Raw genomic sequence first — 16,323 nt, 5'->3', positions numbered from 1 at the left:
CCCGGCCGTCACGGTGGGGTGGTGACCGGGATCGGCCCGGTGTACGGCGAGCTGCCGACGACGTTGAACGACCGGATCCGGTAGTGGTACGTCGTGCCCCGGGCCAGCCCGGTGTTTGTGAAGCCGCGACCTGTCACCGTGAAGGTGGCCACCTCCCTGCCGAACGCCGGGTCCAGCGCCCGTTGGACGATGAACCCCGCACCCGGGCCGGCGGGCGTGTTCGCCGCCCAGCCCAGGGTCACAGTGGCGGTGTCCGGCCCCGGCGCGCTGGCGGTGACCGTCAACCCGACCGGGGTGGCCGGCGCGGGCGGGGTGCTCACCGTCGCCATCGTCGACCAGGCCGAGGCTGCGCCCAGGTACGTGGTCCGGACCCGGTAGTAGTACGTGGTGTCCGGGGCGATGGTGGCGTCCAGGTGGTTGTCGCCGACCCCGATCGCCGTGGTGCCCGGCCCGCTGGTGAAGGTCGGGTTGGTGGCGCGCTGCACGTCGATGCCCGTGGCGAACGACCGGTTCGTCCAGCGCAGCGCCACCCGCAGCGGGGCGGCCGGCGGGATCGCCGCGAGCAGACCGTTCGGCGCTGTCAACTGCACCGAGGCGGGCACGCTGTTCGACCAGGACGAGTAGCTGACCTCGTTCTCCGCCCGGATCCGGTAGTGGTAGGTGACCCCGGGAGTGACAGTCGCGTCGGTGTACCGGGTGGCGGCCGCCGCGACGGTGATCGTGGTGACCTCGCCGGTGAACGTCACGTCGGTGGCCCGTTGCAGCAGATGGCTTGTCGCGGGCGGGCGTCCACCGTTGCCCGTCCAGGCCAGCGCGATCGCCGGCAACGCGGTGGCCGAGCCGGGCACCGGTGTGGCAGTCAGGCCGGTGGGCGCCCTCGGCGTCACCCGCAGCACCAACGGCCGGGTCATGCCGAGGTCACGGTGGCCGGCGAGCTGACTGTGCCAGCGGTACTCCCAACCCATGTTGACAAGTTGGTTGACCACCACTGCGGGTCGCCCGTCGGCCGGGCTGACCGGAGTCGACCCGGTACGCGCGCCGGCGGGCCGACCCGGGTCCAGCAGCCGCACGCTGTCGCCAAGCTTGAACGGCAGGGCCGGCGCGACAGGGCGCAACGCCACCACCACGTCCTCCCGGGGATGCACCCGGACGATCTCCTTCCAACCCAGCTCCGCGCCGTGTGGTGGACGCAGAGTGCCGTCCCAGCCGGCCCGGTTGACCACCTGCACGTCGCAGCCGCCGAACCGCAGCGCCTCGCTCTGCCGGACGTTTCCGCTGATCCGCCAGACCTGCGTCCCGTCGGTGGGCGCTCCGACCGGTACGGCCGGGTCGGCGGCGAACAGCACCTCGGTGACCGGGTCGGTGGCGCCGAGCGGCAGCGTCGCCGACGTGAGCGGCCCGGCCTGCGGGTGGCCGACGCCGAGCCGACCGGTCAGCCTGCCGTGCCCCGGCTCGAAGACCTGCTGTGCGGCCTTGACCTCGATCGGCAGGGTCACCGGGCCGGAACCGCCGGTGGGAGTGAACGTCACAGTTGTGGCGTGCACCGGCACCGTCGTCTCCGCCGCCGTCCGGGTGCCGAACGCCGGATCGTACGCCGGCTGCGGCACGATCGGCGGGCGCTGGCTGGCCGCGTACGCCACGGGCAGGCGCTCGCGCAGCCGGTCCAGGTCGTACGGCTCCGCCGGTGCTCCGGTCACCCGGAACTGGAGCAGGGTCCGGGTGTTCGGGCCGTACCCGGGCTCGGTGGGTGGCGGGCCGCCCTCGGCGGTCCGGTCCGGCGCGTCGGTGTGCTGGTCGTAGCGCCTGTCGAAGCCGGGCAGTGGCGCCGGGGCGTCGTTGTAGAGGATCAGCGTGCTGTCCGACGGTACGGCCGAGAAGTCGACGAGCACGTCGGCGCGCTCACCGGGGGCGAGCAGCAGCGTGTGCCCGTCGACGTTGAGCACCGTCGGGTCGAGCCGGTCGTAGCGGTAGCTGATCGGCCGGTTCGGCAGCACCACAGGGGCGGGCAGCAGCCCGGCCTCGTTGCCGATCTGGATGAACGACGGCCCGGCCGCACGCGGGTCCGGAACACCGCCGTCGCGCGCGTCGGTAGGCCATCCGGCCGGCTGGCCCGCCGCCCGCACGGCGGGCACCATCGGCACCTCCCCGGCGTCCCCGTCGGCGAGGCTCCCGTCCTCGGTCCACATCGGCGCGTCCGAGCAGGCCCGGTAGAGCTGGAGGTTGAGGCTGCGGTCCAGGCACGCGTTGAGGATCCGGAACCGGTACGTGCGGGGACGCACCTCCAGGTACGGGTAGGCGACGCCGTTGACAAGGGGCGTGTCGCCGTACGCCTCGGGCACCGCTGACGGGTGCGGCACCCCGGGGCGCAGCGGAGGTTCGGTTGGTGCTCCCACCGGGTCGTGGTGCGGGTTCGGCACCGGGCCCGGCCCGGCCAGCGGTGGACCGCCGGCGGACCCGCCTTTGACGGGCCAGCCGTCCGCTGTGGGCCAGCCGTCGGAGCGGCTGCCGTCCGGTGCCGGGTTGCGCGACCAGGGGCCGTAGTCCCACCGGCCCGTGGGGTTGCGTCCGCCGGAGCGGTACGGGTTCTGCCGGGGCTGGTAGACGTGGGGGTGCCAGAGGCTGCCCCGGGCGCCCCAGCGTTCCCGGTCCCAGGTCGGGTCCTCGGCGGCCAACTGGGTGTCGTCGGGCACGAACGTCTTGTCCTCGATCACCAGTGGCAGTTGGTCGGCAGGCAGCATCCGGTCCGCGACGAGCTGGTCCTCGGCCGGGTCGGTGAGCAGGTAGAGGGCGAGTTGTCCGCCGTAGACGGTGAGCCGGGCCAGGCCGAGTGTGTTGTCGTGGAACCACAGCAGCCGGCCGCTCTGCTCGTTCGGGTAGTAGAGCGTGGTGGCACCCACGCCGGGCGGCGGCATGTCCGGCACGTGCGTCAGGTTGGTCCCTGTCGGGTACGGGGTGATCTCCCCGGCCGGGGTGATCCACTGCTCGGGGTTGCCGGCGCTGGTCCAGCCGGTCTGCGCCCCGGCCAGGTGCAGCACCGCCCGGTTCTGCGGGTAGGGGGCTGGGCCGTCAAGCGGGCCGATGCCGGCGCCCTCGACTGTCTCGTCGACAGGCAGGAACAACTCGCCGGCCCGGCCGGTGGGCAACTGGTTGATGAACTTCACCCGCACCGGCCGCCCACGCCGGGCACGGATCATCGGGCCGAGGTGCCAGGGCCGCTCCGGAGGCACAACGGTGTTGTGGCCGGACACGTCGGTGCCCAGGTTGAGCTGCCGGTAGCCGCGCAGCCGGGTGGCCGGCAGGTCCCGGTGCAGCCGCTGGGCGTACTCCTGAAGGCCGATCTCGTAGTAGTCGCAGCCCGGGTAGCTGATGGTGTCGGGCACCGCGACCGGCAGGTACGCGCCGAGGTCGGTGCGACCCAGCTCCCCTGGGGTGGGCAGCGTGTCGACGAACTTCCGCAGGCCGGTGCCCGGCGTCAGTTGACCGTCCGGGTCGCGCGTCGGGCGGGGGCTGTACGCGAAGTTGGGCACCGGGCCGAAGCACCGGGGCGCGGCGGCCGGGTCCAGGCTCGCGGCCGGGGCCGCCTCCTCGGGGGCGCGGGCCGCCGGTACGGGCGTCACGCGGCCGTTGACGGCACCGTCGCCCACCTGTGTGGGCCTGTCGAAGAACGTGGAGCGGAGTCTGCGAAACATCGCCATGGCTCTCCCCGGGGTCGGGGCACGAGACGCGCCACCCCGACGTGGCGGACCTCGGCACTCTGCTGACGATCGGTGAGCATTCAATCGCAGCATGCGACGCCGACGGCCAGATAGGAATTACCCAATCGTCCGTATCTGGGATGAGCTCGATCAATTAGGCCCGTCAACCGGGCGGCGTGTGCTCCGGTTGGCAGACCGGGCACCAGTAGGTCACCCGCTCGCCCAGCTCCTGCTTGCGGATGGCGGTGCCGCAGCGGCGGCAGGGCTGCGCGCGGCGGCCGTACACGTAGCTGGTCTGCCCCCGGTGAAGCGAGCCGGTGGTGCTCTGTGTCCAGCGGCCCCGATTGGCGGCCAGCAGACGCTGCGCGAGAGCCACAGTGGCGGGCAGGTCCGGCACCGCGCCGACCGGCGTCCACGGTGACACGCCCCGCAGGAAGAGCACCTCGCACTTGTAGAGGTTGCCGACCCCGGCGAGGTTGCGCTGGTCGAGAAGCGCCTCGCCGATCGTCTCGGTGGGTCGGGCGGCGAGCCGGCGGACCGCCTCTGCCGCGTCCCAGTCCGCGCCGAGCAGGTCAGGGCCGAGGTGACCGACCAGGTCGTCCTCCTCCGACGTCGGCACCAGCGCGAGGTCGTGCAGGTGGTAGCCGACCGCGACCGCGCCGGGGCTGCGCAGCACCACCCGGATCAGGTGTGCGGGGCGGCCACTCCAGCGTTCCCCCGGCGCGTACGCCCGCCACGCGCCGTCCATCCGCAGGTGAGAGTGGAGTGTCCAGTGCGTCCCGTCGAGGGCGTCGAGCCGGAGCAGCAGGTGCTTGCCCCGGCTTGCCGATTCGCGGACGGTCCAGCCGGTGAGGTCTGTGGTGGCCAGTCGCGGCACCCGGAAGTCACTGCCGGTGAGCCGCGTGCCGGCCAGGGCGCGGTGCAGCACACGCGCGGTGTTCCAGACGGTGTCACCCTCGGGCACCCTGCCATCCTCCCTCGATCGAGCAAGACTCGCATGTATCGCTATTTGTAGCTAGCTTCCTCATGATCTACCGACATGACAGGGTCAGGGGATATCTGAGGAGATCGCCCATGAAACGACCTCAATGTCGTATCCGCCCGACCGCCCTCGCCGCTGTCCTCGCCCTCGCGCTCACGATCGCCCTCGTCCCCCTCACCAGCGGATTTCCCGCCGCCACCCCCGTCGCCAGCGGTTCCGTCACGCTCACCGCCGTCGCGCCCGGCGGCGAACGCTGGAGCACCGACCTCTCCGTCGTCGACCGCGACGACGTAAACGTCCGGCGTACCCCAGCGGGGTTGCGGCTACGCGAGGCCCGAACCCCCGGACGCGGCCCCCGCAGCCCGCACAACGCGGTCGCCGAAGGCATGCTGCTGACCGCCCCGCGCACCCTGGCCCGCCCGGCCACCCGGGTCCGCGCCGAGATCACCGCGGACGTCCCCTCCGGCGCGACAGTGGAGGTGCTGGTCCGCGGCTGGCGGGTCACCGGCTGGACCGAATGGCGGGCCGCGACCAGCGGCGCCGTCTTCGACCGGCCGGTCAGCCAGGTGCAGACCCGGGTGGTGCTGACCGCGCGCAACGGCGGCGCCACCGCGACGGTACGCGCTGTCCAGCTCACCGCCGACGCGACAGCAGCCGTCTCCGCCGCCACACCCGGGCTCACCTACCGGGTGTACGCGACCCGCATCGGGCTGGTCGGCGAGGTGACCGCAAACGGCCGCACAGTGCAGCCGCGCGACCACTTCGTGGCCCTGCCGTCACGTCGTGGCCTGTCCCCGCTCAACACCGGCGACTACACGGTGCGGGTCTGCACCACCACGGGCTCCCGCTGCGAGTACGCCCCGGTCTGGGACGTCGGGCCGTGGAACACCCGCGACGACTACTGGAACCCCGCGGCCGTACGGGAGAACTGGAAGAACCTGCCGCAGGGTCGCCCCGAGGCGCAGGCCGCCTACCAGTCGGGCTACAACGGCGGGCGGGACCAGTTCGGGCGTACCGTGCTCAACCCGGCCGGCATCGACCTGGCCGACGGCACCTTCTGGGACGGCCTGAAACTCACCACGAACGCCTGGGTGGACGTCGCCTACCTGTGGACCGGCGGCGGGCCGCGTGGTGTCGTCGGCGACGGGCCGCTGAACATCCGCAGCGGGGCCAGCACGTCGTACGCAGTCCGTGGGCTCGCCGCACGGTTCGCCAACGTGCCGATCCAGTGCTACGTCACCGGACAGTCGGTGGCCGGCCCCTACCGCACCACCACCAGATGGAACCGGCTGGCCACCGGGCAGTACGTCAGCCACGCGTACATCTCCGCCGTGTACGGCGGCACCGTGCCGGTCTGCTGACCCGATCCCGCCGCGCCGGGCGCCGTCAGGGGCGCTCGTCGGGGCGGGCCGGGCGCACCATGTCCTGATAGCGTGGGTGGCTGGCCCCGTAGACGGCGTAGTTGAGCCGGGCGTACGTCAGGCTCAGGTCGCCGTTGGCGCCACCGCGCACCGCATCGGCATCGGCGTCGGTCTGGCCGTCGTCGGTCCAGAAGCAGACCGGGCAGGTCCCGCCGCCCGTTCGAGAGGCGCAACAGGGACAGCCCACGGGAACTACGTGTTCACCCACCGAGGCAGCATTCCACAGTTGAATGTCACCCGGCCACCCGCAAAAGATCACCCGGGACCACCCCGAGGAGGTCCACCGCGCGGCCACCATTGACCGCTATCGCCACCCGATCGGCCGAGTCTGCGTACACCACGAGGCCACCGTCGGGTGCGTCGCCGAAGGTCCGTCCGCGCACCGCCGTCCGGGCCGGCGTCGGCCCCGGCGGGCCTACCCGGAGGGTGGCCGGAAACGGACCGAGCAGTTCGGCCGGCGCGGCCAACTGGACGTTGCCGAAGTGGTCGACGGTCAGCACCTCGGCGGTGAAGCCCTCAGGGTCGGGGGTCACGACCGGCGACGGCAGGCGGACCAGCCCGGCCGGGTCGACGGCCGGGCCCGCCTCGGCCAGCGGGACGCCGAGCGCCAGGCGCGCCGCCACCGGTGCGAAGACGTCCCGACCGTGGAACGTGCCGGACACCTTGGCTGCCAGCCAGCGGGGCTCGGTGAGTTCCACCGCGGCCGTCACGCCGCCGAGCGCGGCGGCGGCGTCCGGCAGCAGCCCGTTGTCCGGGCCGACAAGCAGCCCGCCCGGGGTCGCCAACGCGATGCCCCGCCGGGTGGTTCCCACTCCCGGGTCGACAACCGCCACGTGTACGCCCACCGGCAGGTACGGCACCGTCTGCGCAAGCACGGCGGCACCGCGCCGGACGTCGGCGGGCGGCACCAGGTGGGTCACGTCGATGATCCGGGCGGCCGGCGCGATCCGGGCGATCACCCCGTGGCAGGCGGCCACGAAGCCGTCGGTGAGGCCGTAGTCGGTGGTCAGCGAGATCCAGGGCGTTGCGGCCATCCCCGCAGGTTAACGCCCGGCGCAGGTACGCGACCCTGCGGTGCACCAGCCCACGCGGACGACCGACGATTGCCGGAAATGGGACAGAGTGCAGTGTCCGACCGGCCCTCCCGTCCTCGGGCCCCGACCGGCAGACTGCCCTGGTGACACATCGGAGCATGCCCGCCGTCGGTGTTCTGCTGCTCGCCGTCGCTCTCACCGCCGGCTGCGGCAGTGACGACGCCGACCGACCGAACGCGGCACCGCCCGCCTCCTCCCTTCCGAGCGAGGACGCCACCGGCCTGCCGAGCGCCTCGCCGCCCCCGTCCGGCCCCGGCGGCAGCGCCACCACCCCGGCCACGCCGGCCCAGCCCGCGCCGCCGCAGCAGGGGACGACCGAGCGCCGGCCGGCGAGCCCACCGCCGGTGGTGCTGCCCCCGCGTCCCGCCGGGGCGCCCGCCGCCCAGCAGGTCGTCGACGCGTTCCGGGCCGCTGGCCTGAAGGTGCCCCGTCCGAAGGACCGGTCCGTCGACTGCGGGCCGGACGGCCTCGGCCTGGGATGCTCCGAGATCGTCGCCACCGATGCCGTCACGATCTACGTGTTCCCCGACGAGGTAAGCGCCAGCGACATCGCCGAGACCTGGAGCGGCCAGTCGTACCAGCGCGGCGCCGTAGTGCTCAACTACCTCGAGGCGAAGACCCCGGCCGCCGACCGCCCGCGCTACGAGAAGGCCCTGAACAACCTCCGCTGAGCCAGATCCAATGCTGGCTGCTGGCTGCTGGCTGCTGGCTGCTGCCGTGGGCGTGGGCTTCGAACTGGAGCGGGCGTTGAGCTGTGGTTGGTGGCCTTGGCGACCCGGTAGCCCTTTGGAGCTTGATACCTGTGAGTCATCAATATGACTCACAGGTATCAAGCTCAATTGAGTGAGGTCGGTGGTGCGTAGCGGTGCTGTGCCATCCGCACCTCCCACTGGCTGCGACGGGTCGGGCGCCCGCGATCGAGACCCACGGCGCGGGGTGCGTGAGTGCGGTCGCGGGGAGTGGAGGTCAGCCGCGCAGGCGTAGGCCGCGCGGGGTGACCCGGAAGCCGGCAGCGGTCAGCGCGTCCCGCAGCGGTGCGGAGTGCACGGCCTCACCGTCGGCCCGCTCCACCGATATCGCGCCCAACGCTCCGGAGTGGACGGCGTCGGCGAGCGCCTTGCCGGCAGCGGCGAGAGTGTCGGCGTCGTCGGTGAACGACAGCAGTGTCCGGCCGCCGCGTTCCACGTACAGCACCAGGTCGCCGCCGACCGTCACCACCAGCGCGCCCGCCTTTCGGCCGGCCCGGTGCCCGGTCGCCGGAGCGGACCCGTCGCCTGCGTCGACAACGCGTTCCGGCCAGGGCAGTGCCGCGCCGTACGGGTTGGCGGGGTCGGTGGCGGCGAGGACCATCGTCGGGCCGCTCCGGCCCCGGGCACCGTCGGCCGGCTCCGCGAGCGCGCGCAGCCGGTCCACCGCGCCGGGTACGGCGAACTGTGCCGCACCCAGACCCTCGACGAAGTAGCCGCGGCGGGCCGCGCCGCGCTCCTCCAGCGCCGACAGCACCGGGTAGACGGCGGTGAACCCACCGACCACCTGCTCCGCCAGCACCGCGCCACGGGTGACCACCCCGTGCCGTTCCAGCAGGACGTCGGCGAGGGCGGCGGCCCGGCGGGTCGGGTCGAGATCCCGCTCAGGTAGCCGTGACCAGCGGCCGGCGACCGTCGGCGGCCCGCCCCGAGTGGGCAGCGCCACCCGACCGGGTCGCCGGTAGCGGGTGCGTGGCGCGGACGGCCGGGCTCGGTGCGCCCCACCCGCGCCGAGCACCGCGCGCAGCGGGGCGAGGGTGTCGTTGGTGAGGTGGCCAGCCCAGACCAGATCCCAGATCACACCGGTCAGCACGGCGTCGTCGGTCGATCCGACCCGATCGGCCAGCGGGCGGAAGAACAGTGCCTGCCCGTCGCCGAGCGCGTCGAGCACCGCGTCGTGCAGCGGGGTGCGGGTGAGCGCCTCGTCGGGTGGCGCAAGGAGCAGCGGGGCGGCGTCCGCGTACGCCAGGGTGACCCAGCCGTCGCCGCCGGAGATGGCCCCCGAACCCGCCCAGAGCACCTCGCCGCTGGCACACAGCTCGTCGAGGTGGGCGGGGGAGTAGTCCGCGACGCGGCCGGGCAGCACGAGCCGTTCCAGCGCGGACGCCGGCACCGCCGCGCCCTGCAACTGCTCCACTGTCGCGGCGAGCGCCTCCACTCCCCGGGCCGCCGCGCCGACCTGCTGCCAGCGGGGCAGGAAGGTGGCAAGCGCCCGGGGCGGGACCGGCTCGATCTCCCGGCGCAGCGCCGCGAGTGAGCGGCGGCGCAGCATGCGCAGCACCTCGGCATCGCACCACTGGGCGCCTGCCGAATCCGGGGTGAACTCGCCGGAGACGACCCGGCCGGTGGCGGCGAGCTGGCGCAGGACCTGCTCGACGACGAACACCCCGAGCCCGAAGCGGGCCGCGCAGCTCGCCGCGGCGAACGGCCCGTGGGTGCGGGCGTAGCGGGCCACCAGATCGCCGAGCGGGTCGGCCACCGGTGTGAGGTACGCCTCGGCGACGCCTACCGGCAGCGCCACTCCGAGCGCGTCGCGCAGACGGGCGGCGTCCTCGACGCCCACCCAGCGCTGCTCACCGGCGATCCGGACCCGCAGCACCCGGCGGGCGGCCTCCAACTCGGTCAGCCAGGTCTCCGGTACGCCGCGCTCGGTCAACTCGGCGTCACTCAGGTCGCCGAGCACCCGCAGCAGCTCGACCACGTCCTCCGCGTCGCGGGGACGGCGCTGCTCGGTGAGCCACCGCAGCTGTCTGTCGGTTTCGGCGAGCACCGCAGGGTCCAGCAGCTCACGCAGGTCGACCCGGCCAAGCAACTCGCCGAGCAGCGTGGAGTCGAGGGCGAGCGCGGCGGCGCGGCGCTCGGCCAGCGGCGCATCACCCTCGTAGAGGAACGCGCCGACGTAGCCGAAGAGCAGCGACCTGGCGAACGGGGACGGCGCGCTGGTCTCCACCTCGACAAGCCGGACCTTGCGGGCGGCCAGGTCGTGCATCAGCCCGGCCAGCGCCGGCTGGTCGAAGACGTCCTGGAGGCACTCCCGGGCCGCCTCCAGGGTGACCGGGAAGTCGGCGTACTCGCGGGCGACGTCGAGGAGCTGCGCGGAACGTTGCCGCTGCTGCCAGAGGGGCTGGCGGCGGCGTGGGTCGCGGCGCGGCAGCAGCAGTGACCGGGCGGCGCACTCCCGGAAACGGGCGGCGAAGAGCGCCGAGGTGCCCACCGACTCCTCCACCAGTTGGGTGATCTCGTCGGGCTCGAACACCACCACGTCGGCGCCGGGTGGCTCGTCGGCGGTGTCCGGCAGGCGCACCACGATGCCGTCGTCGGAGGGCATCACCTGGGCGTCGACGCCGTACCGCTCGGCGAGCCGCCGGCCCACGGCGAGGGCCCACGGCCCGTTGACCCGCGCGCCGAGGACGCTGTGCACGGCCAGCCGCCAGTCGCCAAGCTCGTCGCGGAACCGCTCGACGACGATGGTGCGGTCGTCGGGCAGGGAACGGGTGGCGTCCCGCTGCTCGCGCAGGTACGCCATCAGGTTGCCGGCGGCCCAGTCGTCCAGCCCGCCGGCACGCAGCGCGGCCAGTCCTGCCTCGTCGCTCTGCTTGAGCAGGGTGCGCACCCGAGCGCCGATGGCCCGACCCAGCTCTACCGGCCGACCCAGTTGGTCGCCCTTCCAGAACGGCATCCGGGCGGCCTGGCCGGGGGCCGGCGAGACCAGCACCCGGTCGGGGGTGATCTCCTCGATGCGCCAGGAGGACGAGCCGAGCAGGAAGACGTCGCCGACGCGTGACTCGTAGACCATCTCCTCGTCCAGCTCACCGACCCGGGCGGCCCGCTCGGCGCCGGCCAGGAAGACCCCGAACAGACCACGGTCGGGGATTGTGCCGCCGCTCGTCACGGCGAGCCGCTGCGCGCCGGGCCGGCCGGTGAGCAGGTCGGCGGCGCGGTCCCAGACCAGGCGGGGGCGCAGCTCGGCGAACGCTGTCGACGGGTAGCGCCCGGAGAGCATGTCCAACACGGCGTGCAGCGCGGAGTCGGGTAGCTCGGCGAACGGCGCGGCGCGGCGGACCAGCACGGCCAGGTCGCCGACCCGCCACGGCTCCAGTGCCACCATCGCGACGATCTGCTGGGCCAGCACGTCGAGGGGATTGCGCGGGTAGTGCAGCTCCTCGATCGCACCGTCGGTCATCCGCTCGGCGACGACCGCGCAGGAGAGCAGGTCGCCGCGGTGCTTGGGAAAGACCACCCCGCGCGAGACCGCGCCCACCTGGTGCCCGGCCCGACCGACCCGTTGCAGGCCGGCGGCCACGCTTGGCGGCGCCTCGATCTGCACCACCAGGTCGACAGCGCCCATGTCGATGCCCAGCTCCAGGCTGGAGGTGGCCACCACCGCCGGCAGCTGGCCGGATTTGAGCGCCTCCTCGATGTGTTTGCGCTCCTCGCGCGAGACGCTGCCGTGGTGGGCGCGGGCGATCACCGGTGTCGCGCCGGTGGCCGCGCCGGACTGCGCCATCACCTCGGCCGGCGGGCGGTTGCCGGCGGGCTCGGTGGCCAGCTCGTCGGCGGCCAATTCGTTGAGCCGTGCGCAGAGGCGCTCGGCGCTGCGCCGGGAGTTGGTGAACACGATTGTGGAGCGGTGCTGCCCGATCAGCGTGAAGACCCGCTCCTCGACGGCCGGCCAGATCGAGGCGCGACGCGGGCCGGGACCGCCGAGGTCGTCCTCGGGTGGCTGCTCCTGCTCGTCGAGGCGGGTCATGTCCTCCACCGGGACCTGCACGCTGACCTCGATGGTCTTGGGTGTGGCGGGCTGTACGACGTCGACAGGTCGGGCACCGCCGAGGAACCGGGCGCACGCGTCGATCGGCCGGACGGTGGCCGACAGGCCGATCCGCTGCGCCGGCGCGGGCAGTAGCTCGTCGAGACGTTCCAGTGACAGGGCCAGGTGCGCGCCGCGCTTGCTGCCGGCCACCGCGTGCACCTCGTCGACGATCACCGTCTGGATGCCGCGCAGCGAATCCCGAGCAGCCGAGGTGAGCAGCAGGAACAGCGACTCGGGGGTGGTGATGAGGATGTCGGGAGGGGTGCGGGCGAAGGCACGTCGTTCGTCGGCAGGGGTGTCGCCGGTCCGCATGCCGACGGTGATGTCGGGCGGGGTGACGCCGAGGCGGGTGGCCGCCTGCCGGATGCCTGCGAGCGGGGCGCGCAGGTTGCGTTCGACGTCGACGGCGAGGGCCTTGAGCGGGCTGACATAGAGCACGCGGCACCGCTGTCGTGCCTCGGCCGGCGCGGGCTCGCGGGCCAGCCGGTCCAGTGACCAGAGGAACGCCGCGAGCGTCTTACCGGAGCCGGTGGGTGCCACGACGAGGGCGTTGCGGCCGGCGGCGACCGACCGCCAGGCGCCGGTCTGGGCGGCGGTGGGCGCGGCGAAGGCGGCGTCGAACCACGCGCGGGTGGCGGGACCGAACCCGTTGAGCACCCCGCCCGTATCCACATCCGCCCCGGTCACCGGTCCATCGTGCCCCGCCGGTACGACATCCACGACCGGCAGCGGCGCAACACTCCTGAGTGCGCGGTAAAAGCACCTGTTGCGTGGTTAGTACGTTAAGTCTCACTTAACTGCTTGCTTCTGAGGAGCAACATAAAGTAACTTCACCCGCAACGCGAACGGGGTGGAGGCGATGGGATGGCCGGCGAGCCGCGACACGTCGAACCCAGCACCGACGTGCTGATCCGCAAGGTCGACAGTCACCTCGCCACGCTGCGCGGCGGTCTGCACGGGCCCGAGTTGGCGCTCGCCGAGCGCCTCGCCCGTTGCCTGCGGGAGTTGGTCGTCTCCACCGCCCAGGCCAGCGCTGCCGATCGCGGCCAGGTCCGCGTCGCCGTCCACTATTTCGTGCTGCGCCGTGAAAGTCGGGGTCGACTGCTCTCGATGCGGTCGTTGGCCGTCGCCGAGCGGGTGGTCGGCAAGGTCGCCCGACAACTCGGCCGAGCCGATCTCGTGGCCGAGTTGCGCCCGGGTGGCACTGACCTGGACGACGCGCAACCCATCAGTAACGCCCTGATAAGCTGATCTCCGGCGGCCCTGCTGGTCTGTCGGCCACCGAGGGCATTTGACATGCCTCGCTGGCTGGCGGCTGTCGCCGCTGGCCGCCCGATAGGGGACGAATTATGGCAAAGGCGCGCGGGCGTCGACAGATTGGCGTCTGATCGCTGCTAGGCGCCACAGCTGTACGGACGCCGGCCACCACGATCGGGAGTGCGAGTGCTGTTACTGCTCATCCTCCACATGGTGGCTGCCGTGGCCGCGCCGGTGCTCGTCAAGTGGTGGGGTCCGCGCGCTTTCTATCCGCTGGCGCTGGCACCGGCCGCCGCGTTCTGCTGGGCACTGGCCCGCACGCCCGCCGTCGCTGACGGTGGCGCGGTTGTCGAGACGTATCCGTGGATCCGGGAGCTGAAGCTCGACATCGCGCTGCGGGTCACCACCCTGTCGTGGCTGATGACGCTGCTTATCGGCGGCGTCGGCGCGCTGGTGATGGTCTACTGCGCCCGCTACTTCAAACCCGGCTCGACCGGACTGGCGCAGTTCGCCGGGGTCCTTGTCGCCTTCGCCGGCGCGATGCTCCTGCTGGTCTTCTCCGACGATCTGCTGCTGCTCTACGTGGGCTGGGAACTGACCACGATCTTCTCGTACCTGATGATCGGGCACAGCACCGAACGGCGGTCCAGCCGGTGGGCGGCGGCACAGGCGCTGATCGTGACCACGCTGGGCGGGCTGGCCATGCTGGTCGGTTTCATCATGCTTGGCGAGCACGCAGGCACCTACCGCTGGTCGGAGATCTCGGCTCAACCGCTGCCCGGCGGCGCATACCTGATCACCGCGGTGCTGCTGATCCTGGCCGGCGCACTGTCCAAGTCGGCGGTGCTGCCGTTCAATTCCTGGCTGCCGGCGGCGATGGCGGCACCCACACCGGTCAGCGCGTACCTGCACGCCGCCGCCATGGTCAAGGCCGGCGTCTACCTTGTCGGGCTGCTCGCGCCGGTCCTCGCCACGGTCGGCCCGTGGCGGCCCGTGGCGCAGATCGCCGGTGTGGTCACCATGCTCGTCAGCGGGTGGGCAGCCCTGCGGCAGACCGACCTGAAGTTGCTGTTGGCGTACGGAACGGTCAGTCAGCTCGGCCTGCTCATCGCGGTGACCGGCGCGGGCACCTCGGGCGCCGCGTTGGCCGGCACGGCGATGCTGCTGGCGCATGCGCTGTTCAAGGCGACGCTGTTCCTGGTCGTCGGCATCATCGACCACGGTGCCGGCACCCGCGACCTGCGGCAGCTGTCCGGGCTGCGGCGCTGGTCCCGGCCGCTGTTCGTGGTGTCGGTGCTGGCAGCGGCGTCGATGGCCGGCGTACCGCCGCTCGTCGGCTTCGTGGCCAAGGAAGCGGTGTTCGCGGCGTTCACCGACCAGCCGTTGCTCCTCGCCGGCATCGTCGTGGGGACGGTGCTCACCGTCGCGTACAGCGCCCGTTTCCTGTGGGGAGCGTTCGCCGACCGGCCGGGTGTGGAACCGGTGTCGCCGGGCCCGATCGCCGCGGCGATGCTCGTCCCGCCGACAGTGCTCGCCGGTCTCGGGTTGCTCGCCGGCCCGGCCGCCGCCGTGCTGGACGGCCTGCTGAGCCCGTACGCCGAACTGCTCGGTGAGGTCGACGCGCACCTGGTGCTCTGGCCTGGACTGACCCCGGCGCTCGGCCTGTCCGTGCTGGCGCTTGTCGGCGGCGGCCTGCTGTTCGCCGTGCGCGGGCCGCTCGCCCCGGTGCTTGCCCGGCTCCGCTCGCCGATCGGCGGCAACCAGGGCTACGAGTGGGTGGTGGGCAAGTTCGACAGGCTCGCCATCGAGGTGACAGGTGCGACCCAGCGGGGTTCCCTCCCGCAGTACCTGGGCATCATCCTGGTCACACTTGTGGTGCTGCCCGGCGGTGCGATGCTCGCCGCCGGCCCGTGGCAGACCCGGATCCCCCTCTGGGACAACCCGCTGCAACCGGTGGTCGTGTTGGTGATCGCGGTGGCCGCGTTGCTCGCGGTCGGCGCCCGCAGGCGGCTGACCGCGATGCTGCTGGTCGGGGTGACCGGCTACGGCGCCGCGATGCTCTTCATCCTGCACGGCGCTCCCGATCTGGCTCTCACGCAGTTCCTGGTGGAGACCGCGACCATCGCTGTCTTCGTGCTGGTGCTGCGTCGCCTGCCGCCACGGTTCTCGGCCCGTCCGCTGCGCCGCAGCCGCTGGACCCGCCGGGTGATCGGCGTGGCAGTGGGTCTGGTGGCGGGTGGGCTCGCCCTCGTCGCGGCCGGCGCCCGCCGGGCGCCGGACATCGCCGTGGCCTTCCCGGATCTGGCAGTGGCCGAGGGGTACGGCCGCAACGTGGTGAACGTGACGCTTGTCGACATCCGGGCCTGGGACACGATGGGCGAGGTGTCGGTGCTGGTGGTGGCCGCGACCGGGGTGGCCAGCCTGATCTTCGAGAAGTCCCGGACCGGGCCGCGCCCGCGTCGGCCGGGTCCGCCGGGCCGGTCGGTCCTGCCCGGGCGGCCGGTGTGGCTGCGCGGCGGCCCCACCCTGTACGCGGAGCGGCGCTCCATCGTGATGGAGGTGGTCACCCGGCTGATCTTCCACACGGTCGTGTTGTTCTCCCTGTTCCTGCTCTTCTCCGGTCACAACGCGCCGGGCGGCGGCTTCGCCGGTGGCCTGGTGGCGGGCCTCGCGCTTGTGGTCCGCTATCTGGCCGGCGGCCGGTACGAGTTGACCGAGGCGGCGCCGGTGGGCGCGGGCCTGATCCTCGGCGCCGGCCTGGCAGTGGTGGTGGGCAGCGGCATGGTGTCGATGCTCGCCGGCGGGACGTTGCTGCAGAGCGCCAAGATCGACGCTTCGCTACCGCTGATCGGCGACATCCATCTGGTGACCACGCTGTTCTTCGACATCGGCGTCTACCTCATCGTGATCGGGCTGGTGTTGGACATCCTGCGCAGCCTGGGTGCCGAGGTGGACCGGCACATCGAGGCGACCGGGACCGAAGCGGGCGGACTGGCTGTCGACAAGGGAGACCGGCCGTGAGCGCGAGGAGTGAG

The 16,323-nt window shown here is 72.8% G+C and carries 9 protein-coding genes; 4 read left to right on the top strand and 5 right to left on the bottom strand.

The genetic code is table 11. From position 1 onward, the window contains the following. Nucleotides 1-8: 8 nt before the first annotated feature. Together ACLQ23_RS13605 and ACLQ23_RS13600 are read right to left on the bottom strand one after the other, a co-directional pair. Nucleotides 9-3,695, bottom strand: coding sequence for a hypothetical protein (locus ACLQ23_RS13605; protein WP_425880707.1), 3,687 nt, complete (start codon nt 3,693-3,695; stop codon nt 9-11). Nucleotides 3,696-3,858: 163 nt separating this feature from the next. Continuing rightward, nucleotides 3,859-4,659, bottom strand: a complete 801-nt coding sequence (locus ACLQ23_RS13600) for a DNA-formamidopyrimidine glycosylase family protein (protein WP_355597020.1) — start codon at nt 4,657-4,659, stop codon at nt 3,859-3,861. Nucleotides 4,660-4,769: 110 nt separating this feature from the next. On the opposite strand from ACLQ23_RS13600, the gene ACLQ23_RS13595 reads away from it, so the two are divergent. Further along, the gene (locus ACLQ23_RS13595) at nt 4,770-6,038 is read left to right on the top strand and encodes a hypothetical protein (RefSeq protein ID WP_355597018.1); all 1,269 of its coding nucleotides are present in this window, start codon (nt 4,770-4,772) and stop codon (nt 6,036-6,038) included. A 25-nt stretch (nt 6,039-6,063) separates the two neighbouring features. Here ACLQ23_RS13595 and ACLQ23_RS13590 read toward each other — a convergent pair whose 3' ends face one another. Continuing rightward, nucleotides 6,064-6,306: a CPCC family cysteine-rich protein gene (locus ACLQ23_RS13590; protein ID WP_053656361.1), complete on the bottom strand. Its 243-nt coding sequence runs from the start codon at nt 6,304-6,306 to the stop codon at nt 6,064-6,066. 25 nt (nt 6,307-6,331) lie between these two features. Continuing rightward, the gene (locus ACLQ23_RS13585; protein WP_355597016.1) at nt 6,332-7,132 is read right to left on the bottom strand and encodes an SAM hydrolase/SAM-dependent halogenase family protein; all 801 of its coding nucleotides are present in this window, start codon (nt 7,130-7,132) and stop codon (nt 6,332-6,334) included. Between the two features lie 143 nt (nt 7,133-7,275). On the opposite strand from ACLQ23_RS13585, the gene ACLQ23_RS13580 reads away from it, so the two are divergent. After that, entirely contained in the window at nt 7,276-7,863 is a 588-nt protein-coding gene (locus ACLQ23_RS13580; protein WP_355597014.1) for a hypothetical protein, read from the top strand. A gap of 295 nt (nt 7,864-8,158) precedes the next feature. Here ACLQ23_RS13580 and ACLQ23_RS13575 read toward each other — a convergent pair whose 3' ends face one another. Further along, nucleotides 8,159-12,718 (bottom strand): ATP-dependent helicase, encoded by a 4,560-nt coding sequence (locus ACLQ23_RS13575; protein WP_355597013.1) that lies wholly within the window; start codon nt 12,716-12,718, stop codon nt 8,159-8,161. A gap of 177 nt (nt 12,719-12,895) precedes the next feature. Between ACLQ23_RS13575 and ACLQ23_RS13570 the strand changes: the two genes are divergently transcribed. Further along, nucleotides 12,896-13,282, top strand: coding sequence for a hypothetical protein (locus ACLQ23_RS13570; RefSeq protein ID WP_355597012.1), 387 nt, complete (start codon nt 12,896-12,898; stop codon nt 13,280-13,282). Nucleotides 13,283-13,474: 192 nt separating this feature from the next. After that, nucleotides 13,475-16,309 (top strand): Na+/H+ antiporter subunit A, encoded by a 2,835-nt coding sequence (locus tag ACLQ23_RS13565; RefSeq protein ID WP_355597011.1) that lies wholly within the window; start codon nt 13,475-13,477, stop codon nt 16,307-16,309. Nucleotides 16,310-16,323 lie beyond the last annotated feature (14 nt).

The sequence above is a fragment of the Micromonospora sp. DT41 genome, assembly GCF_049841715.1.
GTDB lineage: Bacteria > Actinomycetota > Actinomycetes > Mycobacteriales > Micromonosporaceae > Micromonospora > Micromonospora profundi.
This window is presented reverse-complemented; position numbering and strand designations above follow the sequence as displayed.